Source organism: Yimella lutea, assembly GCF_006715095.1.
GTDB classification, from domain to species: domain Bacteria; phylum Actinomycetota; class Actinomycetes; order Actinomycetales; family Dermatophilaceae; genus Yimella; species Yimella lutea.
Genome location: NZ_VFMO01000001.1, coordinates 577,076 through 597,773 on the forward strand (window position 1 = coordinate 577,076; position 20,698 = coordinate 597,773).

The 20,698-nt window shown below is 67.1% G+C and carries 24 protein-coding genes; 10 read left to right on the forward strand and 14 right to left on the reverse strand.

Annotated features, from left to right (window positions below; translation table 11 throughout):
* The first annotated feature begins 15 nt into the window (after positions 1 to 15).
* Complete coding sequence (pheA, locus tag FB459_RS02670; RefSeq protein WP_141927374.1) at positions 16 to 954, forward strand: prephenate dehydratase; 939 nt, start codon at positions 16 to 18, stop codon at positions 952 to 954.
* Here the strand turns inward: pheA and FB459_RS02675 are convergent.
* Positions 951 to 2,495 carry an HNH endonuclease gene (locus FB459_RS02675; RefSeq protein WP_170221657.1) on the reverse strand — a complete coding sequence of 515 codons (1,545 nt, stop codon included), beginning with the start codon at positions 2,493 to 2,495 and terminating at the stop codon, positions 951 to 953. The two genes, pheA and FB459_RS02675, sit on opposite strands and share 4 nt — an antisense overlap.
* An 811-nt stretch (positions 2,496 to 3,306) precedes the next feature.
* On the reverse strand, positions 3,307 to 3,681 hold the full coding sequence (locus FB459_RS17095) for a class F sortase (protein WP_170221658.1): 375 nt from the start codon (positions 3,679 to 3,681) through the stop codon (positions 3,307 to 3,309).
* Between FB459_RS17095 and FB459_RS17100 the strand changes: the two genes are divergently transcribed.
* Entirely contained in the window at positions 3,680 to 4,285 is a 606-nt protein-coding gene (locus FB459_RS17100) for a hypothetical protein (protein ID WP_170221659.1), read from the forward strand. The two genes, FB459_RS17095 and FB459_RS17100, sit on opposite strands and share 2 nt — an antisense overlap.
* Positions 4,286 to 4,476: 191 nt before the next feature.
* A complete protein-coding gene (locus FB459_RS02685) occupies positions 4,477 to 4,932 on the forward strand; it encodes a hypothetical protein (RefSeq protein ID WP_129624418.1) in 456 nt (151 codons plus the stop codon).
* Between the two features lie 24 nt (positions 4,933 to 4,956).
* Here FB459_RS02685 and FB459_RS02690 read toward each other — a convergent pair whose 3' ends face one another.
* The gene (locus FB459_RS02690; protein WP_141927377.1) at positions 4,957 to 5,403 is read right to left on the reverse strand and encodes an SRPBCC family protein; all 447 of its coding nucleotides are present in this window, start codon (positions 5,401 to 5,403) and stop codon (positions 4,957 to 4,959) included.
* Positions 5,400 to 6,332, reverse strand: coding sequence for a diacylglycerol/lipid kinase family protein (locus FB459_RS02695; RefSeq protein ID WP_141927378.1), 933 nt, complete (start codon positions 6,330 to 6,332; stop codon positions 5,400 to 5,402). The genes FB459_RS02690 and FB459_RS02695 overlap by 4 nt, the downstream gene beginning before the upstream one ends.
* A gap of 83 nt (positions 6,333 to 6,415) precedes the next feature.
* Between FB459_RS02695 and serS the strand changes: the two genes are divergently transcribed.
* The 7 genes from serS to FB459_RS02730 all read left to right on the forward strand — a co-directional run bounded on the left by serS (position 6,416) and on the right by FB459_RS02730 (position 11,828).
* A complete protein-coding gene (gene serS / locus FB459_RS02700; protein WP_141927379.1) occupies positions 6,416 to 7,729 on the forward strand; it encodes a serine--tRNA ligase in 1,314 nt (437 codons plus the stop codon).
* 113 nt (positions 7,730 to 7,842) lie between these two features.
* Positions 7,843 to 8,784 (forward strand): hypothetical protein, encoded by a 942-nt coding sequence (locus FB459_RS02705; protein ID WP_129624414.1) that lies wholly within the window; start codon positions 7,843 to 7,845, stop codon positions 8,782 to 8,784.
* A gap of 86 nt (positions 8,785 to 8,870) precedes the next feature.
* Positions 8,871 to 9,656, forward strand: coding sequence for an HAD family hydrolase (locus tag FB459_RS02710; protein ID WP_239702631.1), 786 nt, complete (start codon positions 8,871 to 8,873; stop codon positions 9,654 to 9,656).
* A gap of 18 nt (positions 9,657 to 9,674) precedes the next feature.
* Positions 9,675 to 10,484 carry a TrmH family RNA methyltransferase gene (locus FB459_RS02715; RefSeq protein ID WP_129624412.1) on the forward strand — a complete coding sequence of 270 codons (810 nt, stop codon included), beginning with the start codon at positions 9,675 to 9,677 and terminating at the stop codon, positions 10,482 to 10,484.
* A 94-nt stretch (positions 10,485 to 10,578) separates the two neighbouring features.
* Positions 10,579 to 11,232, forward strand: a complete 654-nt coding sequence (locus tag FB459_RS02720; RefSeq protein ID WP_129624411.1) for a VOC family protein — start codon at positions 10,579 to 10,581, stop codon at positions 11,230 to 11,232.
* An 86-nt stretch (positions 11,233 to 11,318) separates the two neighbouring features.
* Positions 11,319 to 11,600 (forward strand): metal-sensitive transcriptional regulator, encoded by a 282-nt coding sequence (locus tag FB459_RS02725; RefSeq protein WP_129624410.1) that lies wholly within the window; start codon positions 11,319 to 11,321, stop codon positions 11,598 to 11,600.
* A gap of 15 nt (positions 11,601 to 11,615) precedes the next feature.
* On the forward strand, positions 11,616 to 11,828 hold the full coding sequence (locus tag FB459_RS02730; RefSeq protein WP_129624409.1) for a heavy-metal-associated domain-containing protein: 213 nt from the start codon (positions 11,616 to 11,618) through the stop codon (positions 11,826 to 11,828).
* A 211-nt stretch (positions 11,829 to 12,039) separates the two neighbouring features.
* On the opposite strand, the gene idi is transcribed toward FB459_RS02730, so the two are convergent.
* Genes idi through FB459_RS02780 form a run of 10 tightly spaced genes read right to left on the reverse strand, consistent with a single transcriptional unit; the run spans position 12,040 to position 20,612 of the window.
* A complete protein-coding gene (gene idi / locus FB459_RS02735; protein WP_129624408.1) occupies positions 12,040 to 12,582 on the reverse strand; it encodes an isopentenyl-diphosphate Delta-isomerase in 543 nt (180 codons plus the stop codon).
* Positions 12,579 to 13,457, reverse strand: a complete 879-nt coding sequence (locus FB459_RS02740; RefSeq protein WP_141927380.1) for a phosphatase PAP2 family protein — start codon at positions 13,455 to 13,457, stop codon at positions 12,579 to 12,581. Before FB459_RS02740 ends, idi begins: the two co-directional genes overlap by 4 nt.
* The gene (locus FB459_RS02745) at positions 13,454 to 13,936 is read right to left on the reverse strand and encodes a glycosyl-4,4'-diaponeurosporenoate acyltransferase CrtO family protein (protein ID WP_246092523.1); all 483 of its coding nucleotides are present in this window, start codon (positions 13,934 to 13,936) and stop codon (positions 13,454 to 13,456) included. Before FB459_RS02745 ends, FB459_RS02740 begins: the two co-directional genes overlap by 4 nt.
* Positions 13,936 to 15,030, reverse strand: a complete 1,095-nt coding sequence (locus tag FB459_RS02750) for a glycosyltransferase family 2 protein (RefSeq protein WP_141927382.1) — start codon at positions 15,028 to 15,030, stop codon at positions 13,936 to 13,938. The genes FB459_RS02745 and FB459_RS02750 overlap by 1 nt, the downstream gene beginning before the upstream one ends.
* A complete protein-coding gene (locus FB459_RS02755) occupies positions 15,023 to 16,402 on the reverse strand; it encodes a cytochrome P450 (RefSeq protein WP_141927383.1) in 1,380 nt (459 codons plus the stop codon). The genes FB459_RS02750 and FB459_RS02755 overlap by 8 nt, the downstream gene beginning before the upstream one ends.
* Entirely contained in the window at positions 16,399 to 16,731 is a 333-nt protein-coding gene (locus FB459_RS02760; protein ID WP_141927384.1) for a lycopene cyclase domain-containing protein, read from the reverse strand. The genes FB459_RS02755 and FB459_RS02760 overlap by 4 nt, the downstream gene beginning before the upstream one ends.
* Positions 16,731 to 17,096 (reverse strand): lycopene cyclase domain-containing protein, encoded by a 366-nt coding sequence (locus FB459_RS02765; protein ID WP_141927385.1) that lies wholly within the window; start codon positions 17,094 to 17,096, stop codon positions 16,731 to 16,733. The genes FB459_RS02760 and FB459_RS02765 overlap by 1 nt, the downstream gene beginning before the upstream one ends.
* Complete coding sequence (gene crtI / locus FB459_RS02770; RefSeq protein ID WP_141927386.1) at positions 17,093 to 18,670, reverse strand: phytoene desaturase family protein; 1,578 nt, start codon at positions 18,668 to 18,670, stop codon at positions 17,093 to 17,095. The genes FB459_RS02765 and crtI overlap by 4 nt, the downstream gene beginning before the upstream one ends.
* Positions 18,667 to 19,533 carry a phytoene/squalene synthase family protein gene (locus tag FB459_RS02775; protein ID WP_141927387.1) on the reverse strand — a complete coding sequence of 289 codons (867 nt, stop codon included), beginning with the start codon at positions 19,531 to 19,533 and terminating at the stop codon, positions 18,667 to 18,669. Before FB459_RS02775 ends, crtI begins: the two co-directional genes overlap by 4 nt.
* Positions 19,530 to 20,612, reverse strand: coding sequence for a polyprenyl synthetase family protein (locus FB459_RS02780; protein ID WP_141927388.1), 1,083 nt, complete (start codon positions 20,610 to 20,612; stop codon positions 19,530 to 19,532). The genes FB459_RS02775 and FB459_RS02780 overlap by 4 nt, the downstream gene beginning before the upstream one ends.
* Positions 20,613 to 20,698 lie beyond the last annotated feature (86 nt).

The window sequence follows — 20,698 nt, forward strand, 5'->3', positions numbered from 1 at the left end:
ACCGATGAGGATCACATGAGCTACGGATACTTCGGACCTCGCGGCACCTTCACCCAGGCCGCGCTTGCCTCGTACCTCGAATCCAACGGCGTTGCAGCCGAGTTGGAGCGTTCGGTGCCGTTCTCGACCGTGCCCGCGGTGCTGGACGCCGTGATGTCGGGCGAGGTCGACTTCGGTGTCGTCCCGATCGAGAACTCGGTCGAGGGCGGGGTCTCTGCGACGCTCGACGCGCTCAACGCCCGCGAGGACCTGTTCATCAGGGCCGAGGTTCTCGTACCGATCACGTTCGTCCTTGCAGCGCGTCCCGGAACGCCGCTGGAGTCCATTGATGCGGTGGGTTCGCACTCGCACGCCTGGGCACAGGTGCGCGGGTGGATGAGCACCAACACCCCTGCGGCACAGTACGTTCCGACCCTCTCCACGGCAGCTGCGGCCGAGGCGCTCGCGTCGGACGATGACGTGCCCTATCAGGCTGCGGTCTGTGCCCGGATGGCTGCGGAGACGTTCGGGCTGGAGGTGCTGGCCGAGGGAATCGGCGACAACGCGTCCGCGGTGACCCGCTTCGTCGTGGTGTCGGGGCCGGGCAAGCTGCCGGCCTCGACCGGGGCCGACAAGACGACGCTGATGCTCTTCCAGCACGACGACCACGCCGGTGGTCTGCTGGCGTTGCTCGAGCAGTTCGCCGCCCGTGGGATCAACATGACCCGTTTGGAGTCGCGTCCGACCGGTGTGGCGATGGGCTCGTACTGCTTCTCGATCGACTTCGAGGGTCACCTGGAGGATGCCCGCGTGGCGGAGACCTTGAAGTCGCTGCACCGCGTGGCGGCGAAGGTGCGCTTCTTCGGTTCCTACCCGCGGGCCGACCGGCGTCCGGCAACTGTGGTGCCGACGGCGACGGACGAGGCGTTCGTTGAATCGCAGACGTGGTTCGAGATGTTGCGTGTGGACAGTTAGGACGCTGCCCCGGTGCTCCATTGCTGCACCCCTTCGCCGGGCTGGTGCCAGGTCACGCCTTCATCGGTGACGGTCGCAGTCAGGTTGTCGCGGTGGACGATGCGGTGGTGGGTGCTGCACATGAGTGCCGAGTTGAGCAGCGAGGTCTCGCCGCCGTGCCACCAGTACTTCACATGGTGGACCTCGCACATGACCGGCGGTCTGGTGCACCCCGGATGAGTGCAGTGTCGATCTCGTTGAATCACTGCTGCTCGGAGTTCCTTGTCGACCAGTCGACGTTTTCGACCGACGTTCAACGGTTGGCTCTTCGATCCGAGCACCATCGGGATGATCTCGGCGTCGCAGGCCAGTTGTCTGACCGTGTCGGGCGTCATCCCGACTCCGCCTTGGCTGTAACCGAGGCCGGACAGGACTCCGGCGAGGTGTTCGTAGTTGATGGTGACCACGATTCTCGCGGTGCCGGCAGACTTGGTCTGACCGTCGTTGTCGACCGTCTGCGCGGCAATACGGATGAGTTCGGTGAATGCATCGGCGCGGCGCTTCCCGGGGGTGCGCAGATCGGGCTCGCCCTTGCTCTTCGAACTGTCGTGGTGAGCATAGCCGTCGGCCTCGTCCGTCCGATGGTTGTGGTGCACGTTGTCGCAGCACTCGGAGGCCGGCGAAGGGGCGGCCATCGCCTGGATCGCGTGCTTCACCTTCTCGGCGTTGTCGGGGCTGAGGTCGGCGATGAGCCGTACCAACCCGTTCGGCAGGTTGGACCACGACAGCGACTCGTGCCGCTGCATAGCGTCTTCCTTGGCATCAGGCTGGTCGTCGTCAGCGAAGCGGGCGACGATCCGGCGGGTGAGTTCACGGACTGCCTTCGCGCCGGACCCGGGCGGCAGGCAGAGGAACGCGCCCAACAACTCGTCGCGATCGGCGCCCGGCAGTATCGCGGTGACCGGTCCGATCTCGTGCAGTGCGGTCGCCGCGATGGCGGTGTTGGTGCGTCCGCTGATGATCGCGTCCAGCACCAGTGCGTTCTTGGGTGCACGACAGGCTTGGGCAAGCTTCGCCAGGCGCGAGCAGTGTCCGGGCTCCAGTCCGGCGACGACCTGGAGGGGTTCCTCCGGATCGGCGTCCGTCGCCGCGCTCGGCTCCTGATCGATCGGGACGAGAGGGCCGGCCGCGCCTGTGCCCGCCTCACCCATGACGGCGGTGATCGATTCGCCGCGGGACAGGCGGCCGATCCACTGCGCTGCGTCGGCTGCCGTGGAAGAGGCCACCAGGCCGCGATCGATCGCATCGGTCGTCAGGGCGACCACAAGCGCCTCGGTCTGTTGCATGTGCGCGAGCGCGGAGCGTGCGGCCGCGGTGAGTTCGGCGTCGGTGAGGTTCGTACTGATGTCGGCCAGGCGCCGCACGGCCGGCAGCGCACCGGCCACGGTGTCGACGCAGCCGGCTGCCTCACCGGGGCGACTGGGCGCAGCCTCGCGCATCCCGAACGCGATCGGGCCCTGGGCCAGCGGGTCGTGCGGCAGTGGAATGTCGTCGATGGCCATACCGGTCACCCCTCCCCAGAAGTGCTCTACCTGATGCATTAATCGTACATGTGTTCGAAGATGAATGGAAGAGGATCGGTTATGAATTTCGTTCGCCGGCAGCGAAATTCACCTACCGGCGGGTATCCACAGCCCCTTGTTCTGGCGCTGGTTGTCCACAGGCCGCGGACGCCGGTTGACGGCGGCTACCGAGCCGGACGAAGCGATTGTTCGACGATCGGCCACCAATGGCGCGCGTCCAGAGACTGACGCGCTGCATCGAGCGTGACCCACGTGCCCGCCACCACGGGTTCCACCTGCGCATCGACCACGATCACCGGCAAGTGAGCGTGCGGGACCGGGTGCGGATACGTGTCGTCCGGATGGGGAACGACATTGCGCACGTATCCGGTGCACCGTGTCGTCAGATCGGCGCGCCCAGTATCTGCGACATCAGATCCGCGATTCCGTCCTGCGCCGAACCCGTTGACCGGGCGGTCCCAGGAACTTCGTCGGCAGGTCGAGTCCCTTCTCGGACTTCACGACGAAGAACTCCGAACTCTTCCGGCGTGGGCCGGCGCAGCAGCAGGCGCACGATGATCGCCGGCTCGTAGTCCCAGCAGTCCTGCCCGACCCAGACCTCGGCGGTGCTGCCGGCGGGGAGCCAGGGTGCGGACGGCGTTTCGCTGAGCAGCTTCTCTGACTCGTGAATGGAGCAAAGCTAGGCAACGTCTGCAGCCGGTCGTGGTGTGGCGGTCGCCTGCTCCTACGAGGCGCCTGTTGAAGGCGCCTTCGGTCCCTGGGGCAGGACGAAGACGAAGCGACCCCGAAGTCAGGCCGGACGAACCCAGACCACGTAGTTGTTCAGGTGGTGACCGTCGACGACCTTGGACGCACGGTCGCAGGTGATGAGCGCGACGACCGGGGTTTGCGAGGAGCCCCAGACGCGGGCGTCCCTGGTGAGTGCGGTCTTGTTGATCGACTGCCGCTCGGTGACCTTCCAGGCCAGGGTGCGTCCGTTGCTGCACTTCACCGAGACGGACGCGCCGATCGCGACGCGGTCGAGTTCGTAGAAGTCGTCCGGCCCGTCGTACGTCACGTGACCGGCGACGACGGAAACGCCCTTGTCGCCGGGCTGCGGCGATTTGTCGTACCACATGGTGGTGCGGGCGGGCGGGTAGATCTGGCCCTGGGAGTTCGTGCCCATGGCGACGATCGGCTCGGTGATCCCGACGCTCGGGACGTCGACCCTCGTCGGCACGCAGCCCTGTCCGGGGGTCGCAGCGATCGATGTCGGACGACTGTTGTCCTTCGGCTGGGGCACCACCGTCGACGTCGTCGAAGAGCCGGCCGGGCTACTGGTCGCTGAGGTCGGAGTCGATACGGATGTCCCCGGGGCAGAACCGGATTCGGGGGACGAGGATGCACCGCTGGTGCCGCTGGAGGTCTGGTTCGTCGAGCCAGGATCGGCAGGGGCCGAACTGGTGCCCGAGACGCCGGTCGTCCCGGAGGTGGCCGACGTGGCGGCGCCGTCGCCCGAGTCGTCGGAGCACCCGGCGAGCAGTCCCGTCGCCAGGGCGGTTGCGGCCAAGGTGGCGGGAACGAGTGCGGAGCGCATCGGATCAGTCCTTGCTCGGGCCGGTCGGGACGCGTTCAGCCTAGGCGGTCGCGCGCTGCTCCGCTGCCGCCTGGTGACGCATCGCGTGGGCGATGCGTCCGGAGTCGATGCGCAGTTCCCGCAGGTTGCCGCTGATCGGGTTGGTGTAGCCGATGAACCACGTTCCCTCAGCACCGCAGCGCCCGGCGCTTGATGTCCGCGGGAGACGACGGGGCGTCCGTGCTCGTCCAGCACGCCGAGATCGCCGATGAGCGGTTCCAATCCCTGGGTGTATCCGGTGATCGAAGCAGGCTCGCTTACGTGCCGGGAACCATGAATCGCAGTTCGACGTCGCACTGCCGGTTCACACGCCCCGCGCGGCGGGGCCCGAGAGGGAGAAACACCATGAAGAACACGGTTCGTACGCGGGCAGCGGCAGCGCTGGTGGTAGCCGGAATGGCGGCGGGGATCGGCGTCGTCGCCTCACCCGCAGCGCAGGCGGTCGACGACGACATCCAGACCTGCCGGGTCAAGACCAGTAGCGGCACAGTGATGGCGTCCTACAAGGTGACGCGATACAACGGCAAGCTGCGCGACAAGGTCGTCATCAAGCCGATCTACTACAAGACCAACAGCAACTACACCTTCCGCGGACTGTCCGCAGTGATGATGCAGCACAGCTGGGTCGGCGGAAATCGGTGGGGGGGCTACTACATCACGCGAGGTGTGTGGGACACGATCACGATGGAGTCCGCGCGCGGCACGAACGCCCGCGGGGCCGAGGTGCACATCCGACTCGACCACAAGAAGCTCGGGTCGTACGCCGACGTGGACAAGACCTGCAAGGTCTTCTTCTACTGACCGATGTTCAACAACGCCGGCACCTCACGGGGTGCCGGCGCTTCGTCGTTCCAGAGCGCGCATGCCTGCGCGCATCATCAGTCGATGGTTGAGGACCAGCACCGGTGCGCCGATGCTGGTTGCAAGACCGTAGCCCCGCTTGGTGGCGACGGCCTCCTGGTCGTAGACCAGTCGGGCTCGTCCGGCTTCAGGGGAGACGACGAACTGCGTCCAACCGGTCAGGTCGCCCTCAAGCGAGGCCTTGAGCGTCCCACTGGTGGAATCTTCCACCAGCGCAATCAGCTTGATTCGGAACGTGATCGGTAGTACTGAGCGAATGGCGACGTGGCCGCTGACGTCGTCGATGCGTTCGACCGAATGCACCTGCGGCCACCACAGCGGCCAGCTGTCGATGTCGCGCAATGCCTCGAAGACCCGGCCGGGCGCGGCGTCCAGATCGAACTCGGAGTGGAACCGGAAGAGGCGGGTCACGAGGGTTTCGACGAACGAGGAACCCGCACCACGAGCGACTTCGGTTTGATCGAGATCCGGACGGCGAGCGCGTGCTCGTGCACCTCACCATCGATCTCGACGCGGGTCGGTTCCTCGCACTCGATCCGGATCGACTCCGCGGTGCGGTGCCGCACCTGGGACGTGGTCCGGGTCGAGGCCGACAGCACCTGCGTGATCAACGGCGCCCATGAGGCGCGCTCGGCAGACAGTTCGAGGACGTCCAGGACGCCGTCGTCGGGCTCGGCGTCCGGCATCAGGCGAACGCCACCGGTCAGGCGTCCGCAATTGCCGACCAGCACGGTTGTCAGTGGACGCTCATCCTCGAAGTCGTTGTCGTCCAATGCGATTCGCATCGGCGTGCGCCTGGCGTTGATGTGCCGCAGTCCCGCGATCGGGTAGGCGAGCCAGCCGGCTCGCGCCTTGAGGCGTTCGGACGTCGACGCCATGATCTCGGCGTCCAGCCCGCACCCGGTCATCACCGTGCAGATCGCGGACTCGTCCGCGACCCCGTCCCCGGTGGTGTCGATCTCCACGAACAGCGTGTCGATCGCCCGGTCGCGGCCGGCGAGCGCTGCCCGCAGCGCGACCTTGCGATTGCGGATCGGCAAGCCCAGGTTGCGGGCGAGCAGGTTTCCGGTGCCGGCAGGAAGGATCGCGAGCGGGATGCCACTTCCGAGGAGCGTGGTCGAGACGTTCCGGACCGTCCCGTCGCCGCCGAGGGCAACGACCAGATCGACCTGGTCGGAGATCGCCTGTTGGGTCTGACCGAACCCCGGATCCTCGATCGTCGTCTCGTGCCAGACGGGCGCCGCCCAGCCATGACGACGCATCACCTGCTCCACCTCGCGGTGCAGCAGGCGCATGTCCTTGATCTTGATCGGGTTGACGACCATCGCAGCGCGCTTCATGGCGGGCCCAAGCCTGCCAGCCGATGCGGCCTTGCGGTAAACCGGGAGGTAATGGGTCTGGCTCAGCGACTAGCCTGGCTCGCGTGATCGACATCAAGTTGCTGCGCGAGAACCCCGACGCCGTCAAAGCCAGCCAGCGTGCCCGTGGCGAGGACGAGTCCGTCGTCGACAAGATCCTGGACGCCGACAAGGCGCGCCGATCCTCACTCGGTGAGTTCGAGCAGCTGCGCGCGCAGCAGAAGTCGGTCAGCAAGGAGGTCGGCGCGGTGATGGGCCGCCTCAACAAGGCGAAGAAGGCCGGCGAGGACGTCAGCGAACTCGAGGCCGAGGCCGACCGCGTCCGTGGCGAAGCCGCCACCCTCGCCGCACGGGTCAAGGAACTGGACGCCGCCGCCGACATCGAGGGCGATGCGTTCACCGCCCTGATGCGTCAGGTCGGCAATGTCGTCATCGACGGTGTGCCCGCCGGTGGGGAGGAGAACTTCGTCACCATCGAGGAGCGCGGCACCAAGCCGACCTTCGACTTCGAGCCGCTCGACCACCTCGCCCTCGGCGAGAAGCTGGGCGCCATCGACATGGAGCGCGGCGCGAAGGTGTCGGGCTCGCGGTTCTATTACCTCAGGGGTCAGGGCGCGGTGCTCGCCCAGGCGCTGATGGCGTACTGCCAGCAGATCGCCCGCGAAGAGGGACTCACCCCGCTGATGGTGCCCAACCTCGTGCTGCGCCGGACGATGGCGGGCGCCGGGTTCATCGACAGCCACGCCGACGAGGTCTACCTGCTCGAAGCCGACGACCTGTTCCTCACCGGCACCTCCGAGGTGGCGCTCGCCGGCTACCACGCCGACGAGATCCTCGATCTGAACAATGGTCCGCTGCGTTACTCGGCGACGTCCACCTGTTACCGCCGCGAGGCCGGTTCGTACGGCAAGGACACCCGCGGCATCTTCCGCGTGCACCAGTTCACCAAGACGGAGATGTTCATCTACTGCAAGCCCGAGGACGCCGAGGCCGAGCACGACCGCCTGCTGCGCATCGAGAAGCGGGTGCTGGACGGACTCGAGGTGCCCTACCGGATCATCGACGTCGCCGCCGGCGACCTGGGCGGGCCCGCCGCACGCAAGTTCGACTGCGAGGCATGGGTGCCCACGCAGGACACCTACCGCGAGCTCACCTCGACCTCGAACTGCACCACCTACCAGGCCCGCCGCCTCGGTGTCCGATACCGCGGCGCCGACGGCAAGCCGGAGGTCGCGGCGACGCTGAACGGCACGATGCTCACCGACACGCGTCCGATCGTCGCCCTGCTGGAGAACCACCAGCAGGCGGACGGTTCGGTGCGGGTGCCGGCCGCGCTGCAGCCGTTCGTCGGCACGGACGTCCTCAAGCCGATCGCCTAGGTCGAGCGCTTCTACCGCTACTTGTTCCAGCGCCGCGCGACGGTCCTGCACTAACCTCGCTCTGGGGAACCGTCGGTGCCCATCATCGGCGCTTGGATCAAGAGGAGTTGGACGTGTCCGACAATCAGGGAGCAGGCGGCTGGGATCAGCCGACTCACGCCATGCCGAAGTTGCCGCCGCAGGGCGGGCAGTCCGACCCTCAGCAGGGCGGTTACGGACAACAACCGCAGCAGGGCGGCCCCGGCTACGGCCAGGGTCAGCAGGGTGGCGGTCAGTACGCAAACCCGCAGCAGGGTGGCCCGGGGTACGGCCAGGGTCAGCAGGGTGGACCCGGCTACGGCGGCCCTGCGCAGGGTGGTCAGTACGGCGGCCCGCAGGGTGGTCAGTACGGCGGCCCGCAGGGTGGTCCCGGCTACGGACAGCCGCAGCACCCGCAGCAGGGCGGCCCGTACGGTAACCAGCCGCAGGGTCAGTGGAACCAGCCGCAGGGCGGGTACGGCCAGCCCGGCTATTCCGGTGCTTCCGCCACCACGACCCGTCCGAGCGGTCTGGGCAAGACGTTGGGTTGGGCGTTGCTCGCTCTCGGTCTGCTGCTCGCGCTGGTCACCTTCGGCACGTGGGCCAGCGCCAACGTGAAGATGAACACTTCCGGCTACAACCTCGACATGAGCTACTCGATCAACGGCTTCGGCAGCGAGTCCTACGAGGGCCTCCCGCCCGGCGCCGACAAGCCGGACGAGTCCGATCAGGAAGGTCGTGACCCGTTCGGTCTGCCGATCCTGTTGATGGGCATCGGTATTGCGGCGATGGGTGTGCTGCGCGGGCTCGGTAAGGGAGGTCGCATCGGCGGCATCGTCGCCGCTGCGCTCGGCGCCATCGCGACGATCTTGGCGTTGCTCGACTGGAGTGAGGTCAAGGAGGACATGGACAAACTCAAGGACACCGCAACCAGCGGTGCGCAGGTCGACATCAGCACCGGTTGGGGCCTGTGGATGGCTCTGCTGCTCGGACTGGCCACCATCGCGGTGGGACTGGTCTCGGCGTTGAAGAAGTAGCCGACGAACGTTTGCGGAAGGGCGGGGTGCCGGTCGGCGCCCCGCCCTTCGCCATGCACGCAGGGTCGTGCTCGTACAGTGACGACGTGACGAAACTCCTGGTCGGTCTCGACATCGACGGCACCACGATCCACTACGACGGTCACGCGTCCGACCGCGTCCGTAAGGCGGTGTCCGAGACGATCGCCGCCGGGCACGAGGTGGTCATCGCGACCGGTCGCTCGGTCACCGGCACGATGCCGATCGTCGAACTGCTCGGTCTGGAGGCGGGTTACCTCGTCTGCTCCAACGGTGCAGTGACGGCGCAGATCGACCCACAGGAACCGCACGGTTACCGGCTGATCGACAGCATCACCTTCGATCCGCGTCCGGTGCTCGACCGGTTGAAAGGTGCATGGCCGGACGGACTCGTCGCCATCGAGGTCATCGGCGAGGGTTACCTGGTCAGTGACCACTTCCCGGACGGCGAACTCGTCGGCGAGGTGCGCGTCGTGCCCTGGGAGGAACTCGCACAGCCGACCACCCGAATCACCTTCCGCTCACCGAGCGGCACCGCCGAGCAGTTCGTCGAGCTCGCCGAGGGCCTCGGACTGCACGGCGTGAACTACGGCGTCGGCTACACCGCCTGGCTCGACATCAACCCCGAGGGTGTCAGCAAGGCGTTCGCGTTGGAGAAGATCCGCAAGCACCTGGAGATCGACCTTGCCGACACCGTCGCGGTGGGCGACCATCGCAACGACCTGGAGATGCTCACCTGGGCCGGGCGTGGTGTGGCGATGGGTCAGGCGCCGGACGACGTGAAGGCTGTCGCGAACGAGGTGACCGGTACCGTCGAGGAAGACGGTCTCGCGCAGGTGCTGGAGTCGCTGTGAGCGATTCCGAGGCGAGTCATGGCTGAGTTGACCATCACGTCCGCGGCGAACCCACGCCTGAAGCAGCTGATCTCACTACGGCGCAGGCGAACTCGTGAAGAACTCGGCCTGACCCTGCTCGAGGGGTACGACGAACTCGTGCTCGCGCTCGAAGCCGGCGTCCGGTTACGCACGTTGTACTTCTGCCCGGAGCTGATGCTCGACGCCGACGTGCAGCAGCAGGTGGTGGACGAGGAACGCGACAACGGGGTCGAGGTGGTGCGGCTGGCGCGGCAGGCGTTCGAGAAAGTCGCGTATCGCGAAGGCGCGGACGGCTTCCTCGCTGTGGCTCCGTCCGTCCGACACGGGCTGGACCAGTTGGACCTGCCGGCCGACCCATTGGTGCTCGTTGCCGAGGGAGTGGAGAAGCCGGGCAACCTGGGTGCGATGTTGCGCACTGCGGACGCCGCCGGTGTCGACGCGGTCATCGCTGCCGACCCGGTGACCGACTGGGGCAACCCCAACGTGGTGCGCGGCTCGAAGGGCACGGTGTTCTCGGTGCCGGTCGCCTCCGCTTCCACGGATGAAGCTCTGAACTATCTGCATCGCAACGGTATTCACCTGCTCGCCGCAACGCCCGACACCGAGCTTCTGCATACCGACGCCGACCTCACCGGACCGGTCGCCATCGCGGTCGGCACCGAGAAGTACGGCCTGAGCGACGAAGTGCTGGAGCGGGCGGACGCGCGGATCAGGATCCCGATGGTGGGTCGCGCCAACTCGCTCAACGTCTCGACGTCCGCCGCGATCGTGCTGTACGAGGCGGTGCGTCAACGTGCCCGACGCTGAGCGCCCTCACCTGCGAGTGGTCCGACCAGGGGAGGCCCCCGTGAAGGTGACCCCGATTACGTTCCGGACTGATCGCAGTGGCACGATCTATGGCATGCGAGTCGACCATGTGGTTTATGCCGCTGAGGCCGAGGGCTTGATCCCCACGGCGAAGCGTCTGGGGGAGGCGCTGGGTGTCGAACCCGGCGACAGCGGGGTTCACCCCCGCTTCGGAACGCGCAACGTGATCATCCCGTTGGCGAACCGGCGTTTCATCGAGGTCGTCGAGGTGCTCGACCACCCGGCGTCCGACAAGGCACCGTTCGGCCAGGCCGTCCGCGCCCGTTCCGAGCAGGGTGGCGGCTGGCTGGGCTGGGTCGTCGAGGTTGCCGACATGGGGGCCGCCGAGAAGCTCGTCGGTCGCACCGCTGCGCCCGGCAACCGGCACCGTCCGGACGGCACCGAGGTCACCTGGACACAGTTGGGTGTCAAGGGTCTGATGTCCGATGCTCAGGTGCCGTTCTTCATCGCGTGGGACGGCAACGCGCCGCACCCGTCCGAGATCGGCGACACCGCTGCCGACCTGAGGGCAATGACCATCGCCGGTTCGCCCGACCGCGTGCGTGAGTGGCTCGGTCTGCTCGGTGAGCCGGGCGTCGACCGCGACGAGTGGGAGCCCGACATCGACTTCGAGTTCGTCGCGCCGCACGGCACGCCCTGCGTCCTGTCGGTCACGTTCGACACACCCGGCGGACGCGTCGAGATCTGATCAACCACGAACCCCGTCTCCCGATGAGGCGGGGTTCGTCGTTCTCGGCCCACCGTCGAAATACCCCGGAGGGGTATAGTGACTGCATGGTTGGTTACACCGGGACCAAGGACGACTACCTCAAGCGGCTACGCCGGATCGAAGGTCAGGTGCGCGGCATCCAGCGCATGGTCGAGGACGACACCTATTGCATCGATGTCCTCACTCAGGTCAGCGCGATCACCAAGGCGCTGCAGGCAGTCAGCCTCGGGTTGCTGGAGGACCACATCGGACACTGCGTCGTCGACGCTGCCCGTGAATCGGACGAGGCCGCCCAGGCCAAGGTACGGGAGGCGTCCGACGCCATCGCACGCCTCGTGAAGAGCTGACGAAGGAGAATTCCAATGGAAACCAAGAAGATCACCGTCTCGGGCATGACCTGCGGCCACTGCGTGGGTGCGGTCACGGAAGAACTCACGTCGATCGACGGTGTGCAGGACGTGCAGATCGACCTCGTCGCCGGCGGTGATTCGCCCGTCACGATCACCAGTGACGCCCCGATCGCGGACGCCGACATCGCGGCTGCTGTCGACGAGGCGGGCTACCAGCTCGCCTGACTCTCGCGCCATGGGTCGATGATCGGTACCCGCCGAGCGCTGCACGTCAGGTGCCGGAAGGAGCGGGAGTCACATCCAGGGACACCCCAACGACGGTCTCGGCTCAAGTTGGTGGCCGCCGGGTGAGTTGGTGGTCCTTGACGGACTTCGACCTGCGCCCATGGCCACCAACTCCGCCGTAGGCCACCACATCACGACCCCGACCTGGGCCTCAATCAGCGAGTTCTTCCGGAAGTTCGGCCACCTGCAACGCGCACCACGGACTCACGTCGCGTTCGCCGGAGAGCACCTGTGAACGGAAGGCGGCCCAGTCGTGCCACTCGATGGCGGCGACCTCAGCCGGGTCGGGGCTCAGGTCGTCCGGCTCGGTGCAAACGGCGACGTAGACCGGACAGACTTCGTTCTCGACGATTCCGTTGTCCATCACCGCGCGATACCGGAAATCCGGTAGAGCCGGGCGGAGATCGGTGAGTTCGATGCCGAGTTCTTGGCGGGTGCGGCGCCGGACGGCGTCCTCGACCGACTCGCCAGGAGCAGGGTGGCCGCAGCAACTGTTCGTCCACGCACCGGGCCAGGTCTCCTTGCGCAGCGCCCGTTTGGTCACCAGCACGCGTCCGGACTCATCGATGACGTAGCAGGAGAACGCAAGGTGCAGGGGTGTCGATTCGTTGTGCACCTCGCTCTTGGGGCAGGTGCCGACGGCGTTGCCGTGCTCGTCCAGCAGGACGACTTCTTCAATGGTCTGTGCAGTCATCTGCTGCCTCCTGAACTCGGGATACGGAGTACTGGTGCGTTCGGTGCCGGGCTCGGCGAAGGTGCTGAGGTGCTGGACGGACGCAGCTTCCGGCTCACCGCGATCGCGACGACGGCGACCAGCCAACCGACAAGCACATCAATGACGTAATGCTCTGCGGTGAGCACGAGCGTCACTGCCATTCCCACGACGTAGGTACCGAGCAGGACGCGTCCGCGTCGTCCGAAGTGGGGCGCGAGGAACAGCGCCACCAGCAGCGCGGCTCCGGCGTGAAGCGACGGCATCGCCGCTACCGGGTTGCTGCCGTCCTGCAGACGTTCGAGCAGCTGCCCGATCGGTCGCAGATGCAGGTAGTCCCAGCCGCTGGCCGAGGTGCGAACGACCGGTCCGATCTCACCGCGGTCCGACGCCCACCACGGCGGCGCGGCCGGGTAGAGCACGTACCCGGCCATGCCGAGGGTGCTGAAGACCAGGACGGCGCCGATCCAGCGCGTGAACCGGGCGCGGATGCGGAACCACGCCACCGCCGTCACCAACGGGATACCCATGAAGTGGGTCACATAGATGACCGACGCGACGGCGTCGTACCAGTGCGGTTCCCCCGTCGCGAAGTGCTCCTGCATCCAGACGGTCGGCACCGCTGCGAAAAAGCTGCGGTCGACGTCCGCGGGGCCGGAAACCTGCAGTCCGATGCCGATGCGGTTGGTGGCGTGGGTCGGGTCGTCGAGCAGCGGCGCGGTGATCCAGTGGGTGAGCGCGTACCCGATCAGGATGAGGGACAGCGGCGACAGCGCGATCAGCAACTGGGCAATGGGCCCGTGCCGCGTTGGTTCGACCTTTCGCTCGGCCGTCGGGGTCACGGTCGAATTCGTCATCGCGCCCGCCGCAGGAGTGGCTCAGTGCGGAAGCGGTTGTATCGCTGAATCGCTATGAACGGCAGGTTGATCGCAATCCCGTACCCGATGAGCACGGCAGCGATCGCGGGCGGGTTCCACAGCATGAACACCGGGCCGGCGAGCATCGCCCACCAGTGGCCGAGTTCGGCGCGGCGGGTCTCGCGGACGAACAGTTCCAGACCGGATTTGTCGAGGGCTGGCAGCTCGCGTTTGCTGACCCCGCCTGCGAACAGTGCGCCGGCCTCCGGCAGAGCGTCCTTCCACCGGTTGATCCGCAGCCGGCGGCGGTACCAGCGTCCGCCCTGCTCGAAGGCGAGCGGGCGCAACAGCCGGTGATCTCGGGCGAGCCACTGCGGGGTGAGTCGGTGGGCTGCGTATCCCGTCGCCGCATGGATGACACCCCAGGCGGCGATGTCGGCCAACACGGTCCAGCCCTGCGGCATGACGTAGTCGAGCATCACGCCCCCAACCGCACGGTCCGCCCGCGCCAGCGCACCGAGCCACGCAGGGTGTTCACGGTGGAGATTGCGAACAACAGGTCGAAGGTCAGGAGGGGCAGCGGGAACAGTGCCCAGGTCCACCAGCGGAAGGACCCGACACGGCGCAGAATGACCCGGAGTTGGAGCGCGAACACCACCCACGCGAGCAGCCATATGCCTGCGTCAAGAGCCTCGTCAGCCGTCCACATGGCGAGCAGTGTGTTCACGGCGACGAGGTGGTGGGCGCAGATCCACAGCCCGGTGGCAAGGCCGGCCCGCGGATCAGTGGCGGCTGCACCGGACGCCATGTTCTTGGTCCATCCGGCGACCAGCTGTCGAATCCCGTTGGGATAGCTGCGCATTCGGATCTGCGAACCACCGGCAACGCAGTACACCGACAGCCCGGCCTTCTCGTAGGCGGCTGCCAGTTCGACGTCGTCCAGGATCTCCCCACGCACCGCTGCGTGCCCGCCTGCGCGCTCGTAGTCGTCTCGGGAGGTGAGCAGGCAGGGGCCGAAGGCCATCGGACGTCGTCCGACTCCGGACGCGAACACACCGCTGGCCATCACCGCGACGGCGTTGAAGTATGCCGACAGTTGCTCATAAGTGCGCTGCACCCGGTGGTACGGCTGCACGGAGATCAGGCCGCCGAACCTTCGATGCAGGTCGACGATGCCGCCGAGGGCGCCGGACGCGAGCACCGTGTCGGCGTCCAGGAACAGCAGTAGTTCCGCGTCGGTGGAGTTGGCTCCGACGTGACAGGCCCACGCCTTGCCGGTCCACCCCGGCGGAGGGGTGCCGGGCGAGATCACCTCGACGCCGGCCTCGCGGGCGAGGGCGACCGTCGCATCCGTCGATGCGTCGTCGATGACGAGCACCCGCACCGGGACGGTCGACCGGTCCAAGGATTCGAGTAAGGCCGGCAAGGAGTTCTGCTCGTTGCGAGCCGGGATGATCGCGCACACGTCACCGGCGGCGCTTCCGCTCGCAGCGACGACGCGGAACCGGAGCATCAGCCCGTAGCCGGCGAGTACGGCGGCGACGAGCACCACCGCGTACAGCACCTCAAGCATGGTGATCCGCAGGAGTCAGTCGCAGGGGCATCCCGCCGCGCGGATGCACAGCAACGAGCGTCTCCGGCTCCGGCCGCGTCCAGCCCGGAGGCGTGTCGAGCCGGTAGGACGACAACAGTTCGCCGATCACCACGAGCATCTCGCCGAGCGCGAAGTCACGTCCGATGCACAGCCGCGGACCCTGTCCGAGCGGGATGTAGCCCGATGTCGGAGCGCCCTGGATGAATCGCTCCGGCCGGAATTGCGTTGGCTCGGGCCAGGATTTGCCTCGTCGGTGCAACAGCCACGGGCTGATGATCGCCAATGTGCCTGCCGGGAGGTCGACGTCGCCGACCCGCTCGGCAGCGAGTGAACGCCGGGAGATCGCCCAGGCAGGCGGGTACAAGCGCAGAGCCTCGTCGATGGCCGCACGGGTGATCGGCAGTTGCTCGCGGGGGGTCAACATGGAAACCGGCGAACCGAGCGCGCCGAGTTCGGCGCGCATCCGATCCTGAATCTCGGTGTGCTCGGCCAGCAACATGAGCGTCCAGCTGAGCGCGGCGGCGACGGTCTCGTGACCGGCGATCACCATCGTGATCAGTTCGTCCCTGATCTCGACGTCGGTGAGCTCGCTGTCGATGAGCAGACCGAGCAGATCGTCGCCGTGAAAGTCAGGCGTCGAGGGCGCGGCGGTCCGGCGTCGAGCGGCGATGATGTCGACAGCCACCGCGTCGAGTTCCCTCCGCGCCGAACGCAATCGGAGGTTCGTACGGGTCGGCGCCCACTGTGCGGTCGGCAGCACCGATCGACCGAGGCGGACGATGAACTCGGCCGCGGCGCTGGATGCGTCGAGGAGGCGTTCGGTGCTGGCGGTGAGGTCGCTGGAGAAGATGGCACGGCCGACTGCGTCCAGGCCGATGCGATGCATCAGCGGACTGACGTCGACGACGGACCCCGAGTGGGCAGTAGGGTTTTGATCGGCAAGGACGGTGCGTGCGGCGTCACGCACCTGCTCGCTGACTGCCTCCAGACGCCGGCGGTGGAAAGCCGGCGCGGCCAGGCGTCGGTGCTCGATCCAGTTCGGTTCGGCGCAGGCAAGCAGGCCGGGCCCGGTCACCCGGGCCAGCGCGGCATACTGCACGGTCTGCTTGCCCCAGTTGCGAGCCGAGGTCTGCAGCACCTGGCGAACGTGAGCAGGGTCGTTCAGCAACACGGCCGGTGCACCGGGCACGGGGAAGGCGACGGTGTCGCCGAAGCGTTCGGTCACCTCGGTCAGGAAGGTGAGCGGGTCGCGACGCACCGACCGAAAGGCACGCGCCATGTCGGCCGAACTCGGCCCTGGCACACCGATATCGGCCGGTTGCAGCGCTGCCAGCCGGGCAGCGAGATTCATGCCGATGCCTTCTCCCGACGTCCCGACCAGACCCAGACCGCGCAACTGGTGAGCACCAACGCGAATCCGAAAGCGAGGTCCTCGACAGGGGCGAAGAGAAGGCGTCCACGTCCGAACGCTACGACCTCGGAGTCGCCGATGATGACGTCAGGGTTGTACTGCACGATGCGGCGGCCGGTCAGCCAGCCGTTGGTCAGGATCTGGAAGAACACGATGATCGCGTACGACAACCACCACGTGCGGGACGTGGTCAGCCGGGTGCGCAGACCCCAGCGGTCGACAGCGATGCTCGCCACGACCCCGAGGACGGCCAGGACGGTGTACGACATCAGCGTTCCTGTCCGTCGGCCGGGTCACGTCGGACCGTTGCGCGAATACCGCCGTGGCGCAGGACTGTTCGGACCCCTTCGAAGGTGATGACGCTGACGATGGGGATTACGACGAAGAAGAGGATCTCCTCCGGTGGCAGACCGCCGATACGCCAGGGCAGGGTCTGATCGGCGTCGAACCACCAGTGTCCGGCGTGGGTCACCAGCACGTCCCAGATCAGGAACGGAGTTCCGGCGAGGACCACGGTGAGCAGCAGCCGGCGCCACCTGCGGCCCAGCTCCAGCCCGAACGCGGGGATCAACGGCAGCGTCGCGCCCACGCAGAACACCAGCATCGCCAGGTAGGCGAAGCGTTCGAGACTCATCGACCGTCCACCAGGGTCGGGGAACTGGACCGATCGCCGGTGAGGCGCTTGAGCACGAGTTCGGCGCTGATCAGGCACATCGGTAGTCCGACGCCCGGCACCGTGCTGGCACCCGCGTAGTAGAGCCCGTCCACTTTCGACGACACGTTCGACGGGCGCAGGAAGGCGCTCTGGCGCAGCGTGTGCTCCAGACCGAGCGCGCCGCCGCGCCAGGCGTTGTAGTCGTCGGCGAAGTCGGCGGGACCGATGGTGTGCCGCACCAGGATTCGCTCCCGCAGATCGGGTACGTCCGCCCACTGCGTAATTTGGTCGATGGCCGCATCGACGGCTCGCTCGACCTGCTCGTCGCCGGTGCCGTCCGGGCCGCCGTGGCCGATCTCGGTGTCGGCAGGGACAGGAATCAGCACGAACAGGTTCTCGTGCCCCTCGGGGGCCACGCTCGGGTCGGTCGCCGACGGCTTGCAGACATAAATGGACGCGGGTTCGGGGACGCGCGCAGCTTTGCCGAAGATGTCGCCGAAATTCTGTTTCCAGTCCGCGGTGAAGAACAAGGAGTGATGTGGCAGCTGCGGCATCTCACCTTCCACACCGAGGAGGGCGAGCACCGCACCGGGCCCGGGTGAGCGCTTGGTCCACGCCTTCTCCGGGTGGGTCTGCTGCTTCTCGGGGAGCAGGGTGGTCTCCAGGTGGTGCAGATCGGTCGCACCGACGACGACGTCGGCCTCGATCACGGACGCTGCGCCATCCGCGCTGAGGTGCTCGACGCCGGTCACGGTGGGCTTGGCGGACCCGTCGGTCAGAATCCGGGTGACAGCCGAGCCTGTGTGCAACCGGGCTCCGTGCTTCTCGGCAAGCGCCGCGATCACGCGGATGAGTTCGGTGAAACCACCCTGTGGGTAGAGCACCGATCCGGCGATGTCGAGCCGGCTCATCAGGTGGTACATGCTCGGCGTGCGATCCGGTGAAGAACCGAGGAAGACCGCCGGGTATCCCAGGATCTGACGAATTCGGTTGTCGCTGAAGCGGTCCGCGACGAACCCTTCGAGCGACTGGGTCAGCAACCGGGATAGTTTCGGACTGCGCCGGATGACGTCGGTGCCGAAGAACGACGCCGTCGAATCGAAGTTGGAGTAGAGGAAGCGGCGCATCGCCATGTCGTACGTGTCCTGCGCCGACGACAGGTAAGCGTCCAGGCTCTTGCCCGCGCCCGGCTCCAGCGACTCGAAGACGGCCCGGTTGACATCGCGGTCCGGACGGACGTCGACGGACTCGGGGTGATCCTGGAAGAACACTCGATAGCTCGGGTCGAGCCGGACCAGGTCGAGTTCATTCTCGACGGTGGTGCCGAGAAGCTCGAAGAAGTGCTCGAACACTTCGGGCATCAGGTACCAGGACGCGCCGGTGTCGAACCGGAAACCGTCCCGCTCCAGGCTGCCGACGCGGCCGCCCAGTACGTCGTTCTTCTCCAACAGATCGACGTCGTGGCCCTGGGCCGCGAGCAGACCCGCAGTGGCCAGACCGGCGATCCCACCACCGATGACCACGACCCGTCGCGAACCGGTACCCGCCGTCATCGCAGGTCCTGACGAACGGCATTGCCGGCGATGCGCAGCTTGACGTGTCCGGGCACACGAACCCGTTTGCGTCGGATCTGCTCGGCCGGCGTGGCGCGTAGACGGACGCCTAGTTCGGCGAACGTGTCGTGTGCGGCCTGGACGGCTCGTCGGCTGGACGGCGGGAGGTGGTCGATGGCGTTCTGGGCGGCCGCGAGGTCGGCGTCGATGTCGTTCAGGATGCGGTCGCGATCGGCGTCGGTGAAGTTGTCGGGGTCGACCCCGGGGAAGTAGCCACGGTCGAGGGTATCCGTGTCCTGGGCGAGGTCGCGCAGGAAGTTGATGTTCTGGAACGCGGCGCCGAGCCGTCGCGCTCCCGGCGCCAGTTCGTCGTACCGCGCGGACCGGTCCGTCTCGGTCGCCAGGAAGACCCGCAGGCACATCAACCCGACGACCTCCGCCGACCCGTAGACATAACGGTCGATGCTTTCGAGGGTGTGCGGTGCGGGGTCGAGGTCACGCGCCATCGATGCGAAGAAGGGGTCAATGAGGTCATCGCCGATGTCGCAGGCCCGAGCGGTCAGCGCGAAGGCGTGCACAATGAGGTTTGCGCTGTAGCCGGTGACCAGGGACTGGCGGACGTCGGCGAGGAGCGCGTCCAGCATGGCCGAGCGCTCGGTGCTGCCCAGGTCCGCATCCGGGTTGTCGACGATCTCGTCGGCGATCCGGACCAGTGCGTACACGTTGCGGACGTGGCCGCGCACCGGCTCACGCAGTAGCCGGGATGCCATCCCGAACGAGCTGGAATACCGGCGGATCACCAGGTCGGCACCGGCCCGGGCCACCGAGTCGTAGAGCTCGTTCGTGCCGTGAACACTCCTCATGCCGCTTCGCTGTCGTCGAGCAGCAGGGTGAGGCTGTCGGTGATGATCGACGGCAGTTCCGTGGGCAGGCCGAGCGCCGTGATGTGCGCCTGCGCGAGGCGCAGGTGCTCGTGCATCAACCCGGTCGCGAACTCTCGGGAGCCGTTTCGGGTCAGCAATCGGCGCACTTCTGCCAGCTCGGCGTCGCCGAGGTCGCGTCCGAGATGACTGTCGATCTCGTCCCACTCGTCGGTGGAACGTGCGTGGCTCAGCAGCGGGGTCTGCTTGCGGGTGCGCAGATCGCAGGTCGTGCTCTTACGGGTCAGATCCGGATTGCCGAACACACCCAGCAGGTCGTCGGCGAGCTGGAAGGCGACGCCAAGGTGTCGTCCGACGACATCGCACTCCTGCACGATGTCGGGTCCGGCACCTGCGAGCAGCGCGCCCGCCTGCAACGGAAGGGAGAAGGAGTAGGCGCTCGTCTTGTGTTCTGCCATCGCCAGGCTGGCGTCGGTGGATGCCGGTTCCAGTCCGAGCGAGAGGCGGACGTCGGCCAGTTCGCCCGCGGTCGTGATCTGCAGCGCAGTGTCGAACAGGTCGAGCAGACGGTTCGTGACGGCGGGGGAGACGCCGCAGGTGGCGATCGCGCGCAACGCCGTGGCCATGGCCAGGTCTCCGGCGAGAATCCCTGCGGTGAAGGCGAGTTCGGCGGCTGCGTCCTCGTCCGCGCCGTGCTCTCGAGCCCAGGTGCGGAAGGTGCCACTGACGTTCGGACGCCCGCGACGGATGTCATCCCCGTCGATGACGTCGTCCTGGATGACGAAGGCGGTGTGCAGTAATTCGATCGCCGCACCGACCTGTGCGACAGCCTCGTGCTCGGTGCCGTCGAACGTGTCGTGAGCGGCACGGACGAGAGCCGGCCGGAATCGCTTTCCTCCGATGCTCGCGTCCTCGAGTGCATTCCACAGACGCGTGTGGTCCGGGCTGCTCAAAGCGGCCCTGCTGCGCCCATCCCCGAGCATCGCCGAAAGGGCCCGGTCGGCGGCCGCGGTGTCGCGCCAATGACAAGCAGCCGGCCGAGTACCGGTCTGAGTGGCCATCGAGTCTCCTTGGTCGTGGATTTCTCAGACTGACCGCCGTGCCATCAAGATGTCAAAGCTTTGTCCAAGGTTTCGCACTGCTGTCG

What these genes read in the sequence shown, in the direction of transcription:
- pheA (WP_141927374.1), top strand. Translation starts at nt 16, where the DNA reads ATGAGCTACGGATACTTCGGACCTCGCGGCACCTTCACCCAGGCCGCG.
- FB459_RS02675 (WP_170221657.1), bottom strand. Translation starts at nt 2,495, where the DNA reads ATGGCCATCGACGACATTCCACTGCCGCACGACCCGCTGGCCCAGGGC.
- FB459_RS17100 (WP_170221659.1), top strand. Translation starts at nt 3,680, where the DNA reads ATGGCGACGATCGGCTCGGTGATCCCGACGCTCGGGACGTCGACCCTC.
- FB459_RS17095 (WP_170221658.1), bottom strand. Translation starts at nt 3,681, where the DNA reads ATGGGCACGAACTCCCAGGGCCAGATCTACCCGCCCGCCCGCACCACC.
- FB459_RS02685 (WP_129624418.1), top strand. Translation starts at nt 4,477, where the DNA reads ATGAAGAACACGGTTCGTACGCGGGCAGCGGCAGCGCTGGTGGTAGCC.
- FB459_RS02695 (WP_141927378.1), bottom strand. Translation starts at nt 6,332, where the DNA reads ATGAAGCGCGCTGCGATGGTCGTCAACCCGATCAAGATCAAGGACATG.
- FB459_RS02715 (WP_129624412.1), top strand. Translation starts at nt 9,675, where the DNA reads ATGGCTGAGTTGACCATCACGTCCGCGGCGAACCCACGCCTGAAGCAG.
- FB459_RS02720 (WP_129624411.1), top strand. Translation starts at nt 10,579, where the DNA reads ATGCGAGTCGACCATGTGGTTTATGCCGCTGAGGCCGAGGGCTTGATC.
- FB459_RS02725 (WP_129624410.1), top strand. Translation starts at nt 11,319, where the DNA reads ATGGTTGGTTACACCGGGACCAAGGACGACTACCTCAAGCGGCTACGC.
- FB459_RS02730 (WP_129624409.1), top strand. Translation starts at nt 11,616, where the DNA reads ATGGAAACCAAGAAGATCACCGTCTCGGGCATGACCTGCGGCCACTGC.
- idi (WP_129624408.1), bottom strand. Translation starts at nt 12,582, where the DNA reads ATGACTGCACAGACCATTGAAGAAGTCGTCCTGCTGGACGAGCACGGC.
- FB459_RS02740 (WP_141927380.1), bottom strand. Translation starts at nt 13,457, where the DNA reads ATGACGAATTCGACCGTGACCCCGACGGCCGAGCGAAAGGTCGAACCA.
- FB459_RS02745 (WP_246092523.1), bottom strand. Translation starts at nt 13,936, where the DNA reads ATGCTCGACTACGTCATGCCGCAGGGCTGGACCGTGTTGGCCGACATC.
- FB459_RS02750 (WP_141927382.1), bottom strand. Translation starts at nt 15,030, where the DNA reads ATGCTTGAGGTGCTGTACGCGGTGGTGCTCGTCGCCGCCGTACTCGCC.
- FB459_RS02755 (WP_141927383.1), bottom strand. Translation starts at nt 16,402, where the DNA reads ATGAATCTCGCTGCCCGGCTGGCAGCGCTGCAACCGGCCGATATCGGT.
- FB459_RS02760 (WP_141927384.1), bottom strand. Translation starts at nt 16,731, where the DNA reads ATGTCGTACACCGTCCTGGCCGTCCTCGGGGTCGTGGCGAGCATCGCT.
- FB459_RS02765 (WP_141927385.1), bottom strand. Translation starts at nt 17,096, where the DNA reads ATGAGTCTCGAACGCTTCGCCTACCTGGCGATGCTGGTGTTCTGCGTG.
- crtI (WP_141927386.1), bottom strand. Translation starts at nt 18,670, where the DNA reads ATGACGGCGGGTACCGGTTCGCGACGGGTCGTGGTCATCGGTGGTGGG.
- FB459_RS02775 (WP_141927387.1), bottom strand. Translation starts at nt 19,533, where the DNA reads ATGAGGAGTGTTCACGGCACGAACGAGCTCTACGACTCGGTGGCCCGG.
- FB459_RS02780 (WP_141927388.1), bottom strand. Translation starts at nt 20,612, where the DNA reads ATGGCCACTCAGACCGGTACTCGGCCGGCTGCTTGTCATTGGCGCGAC.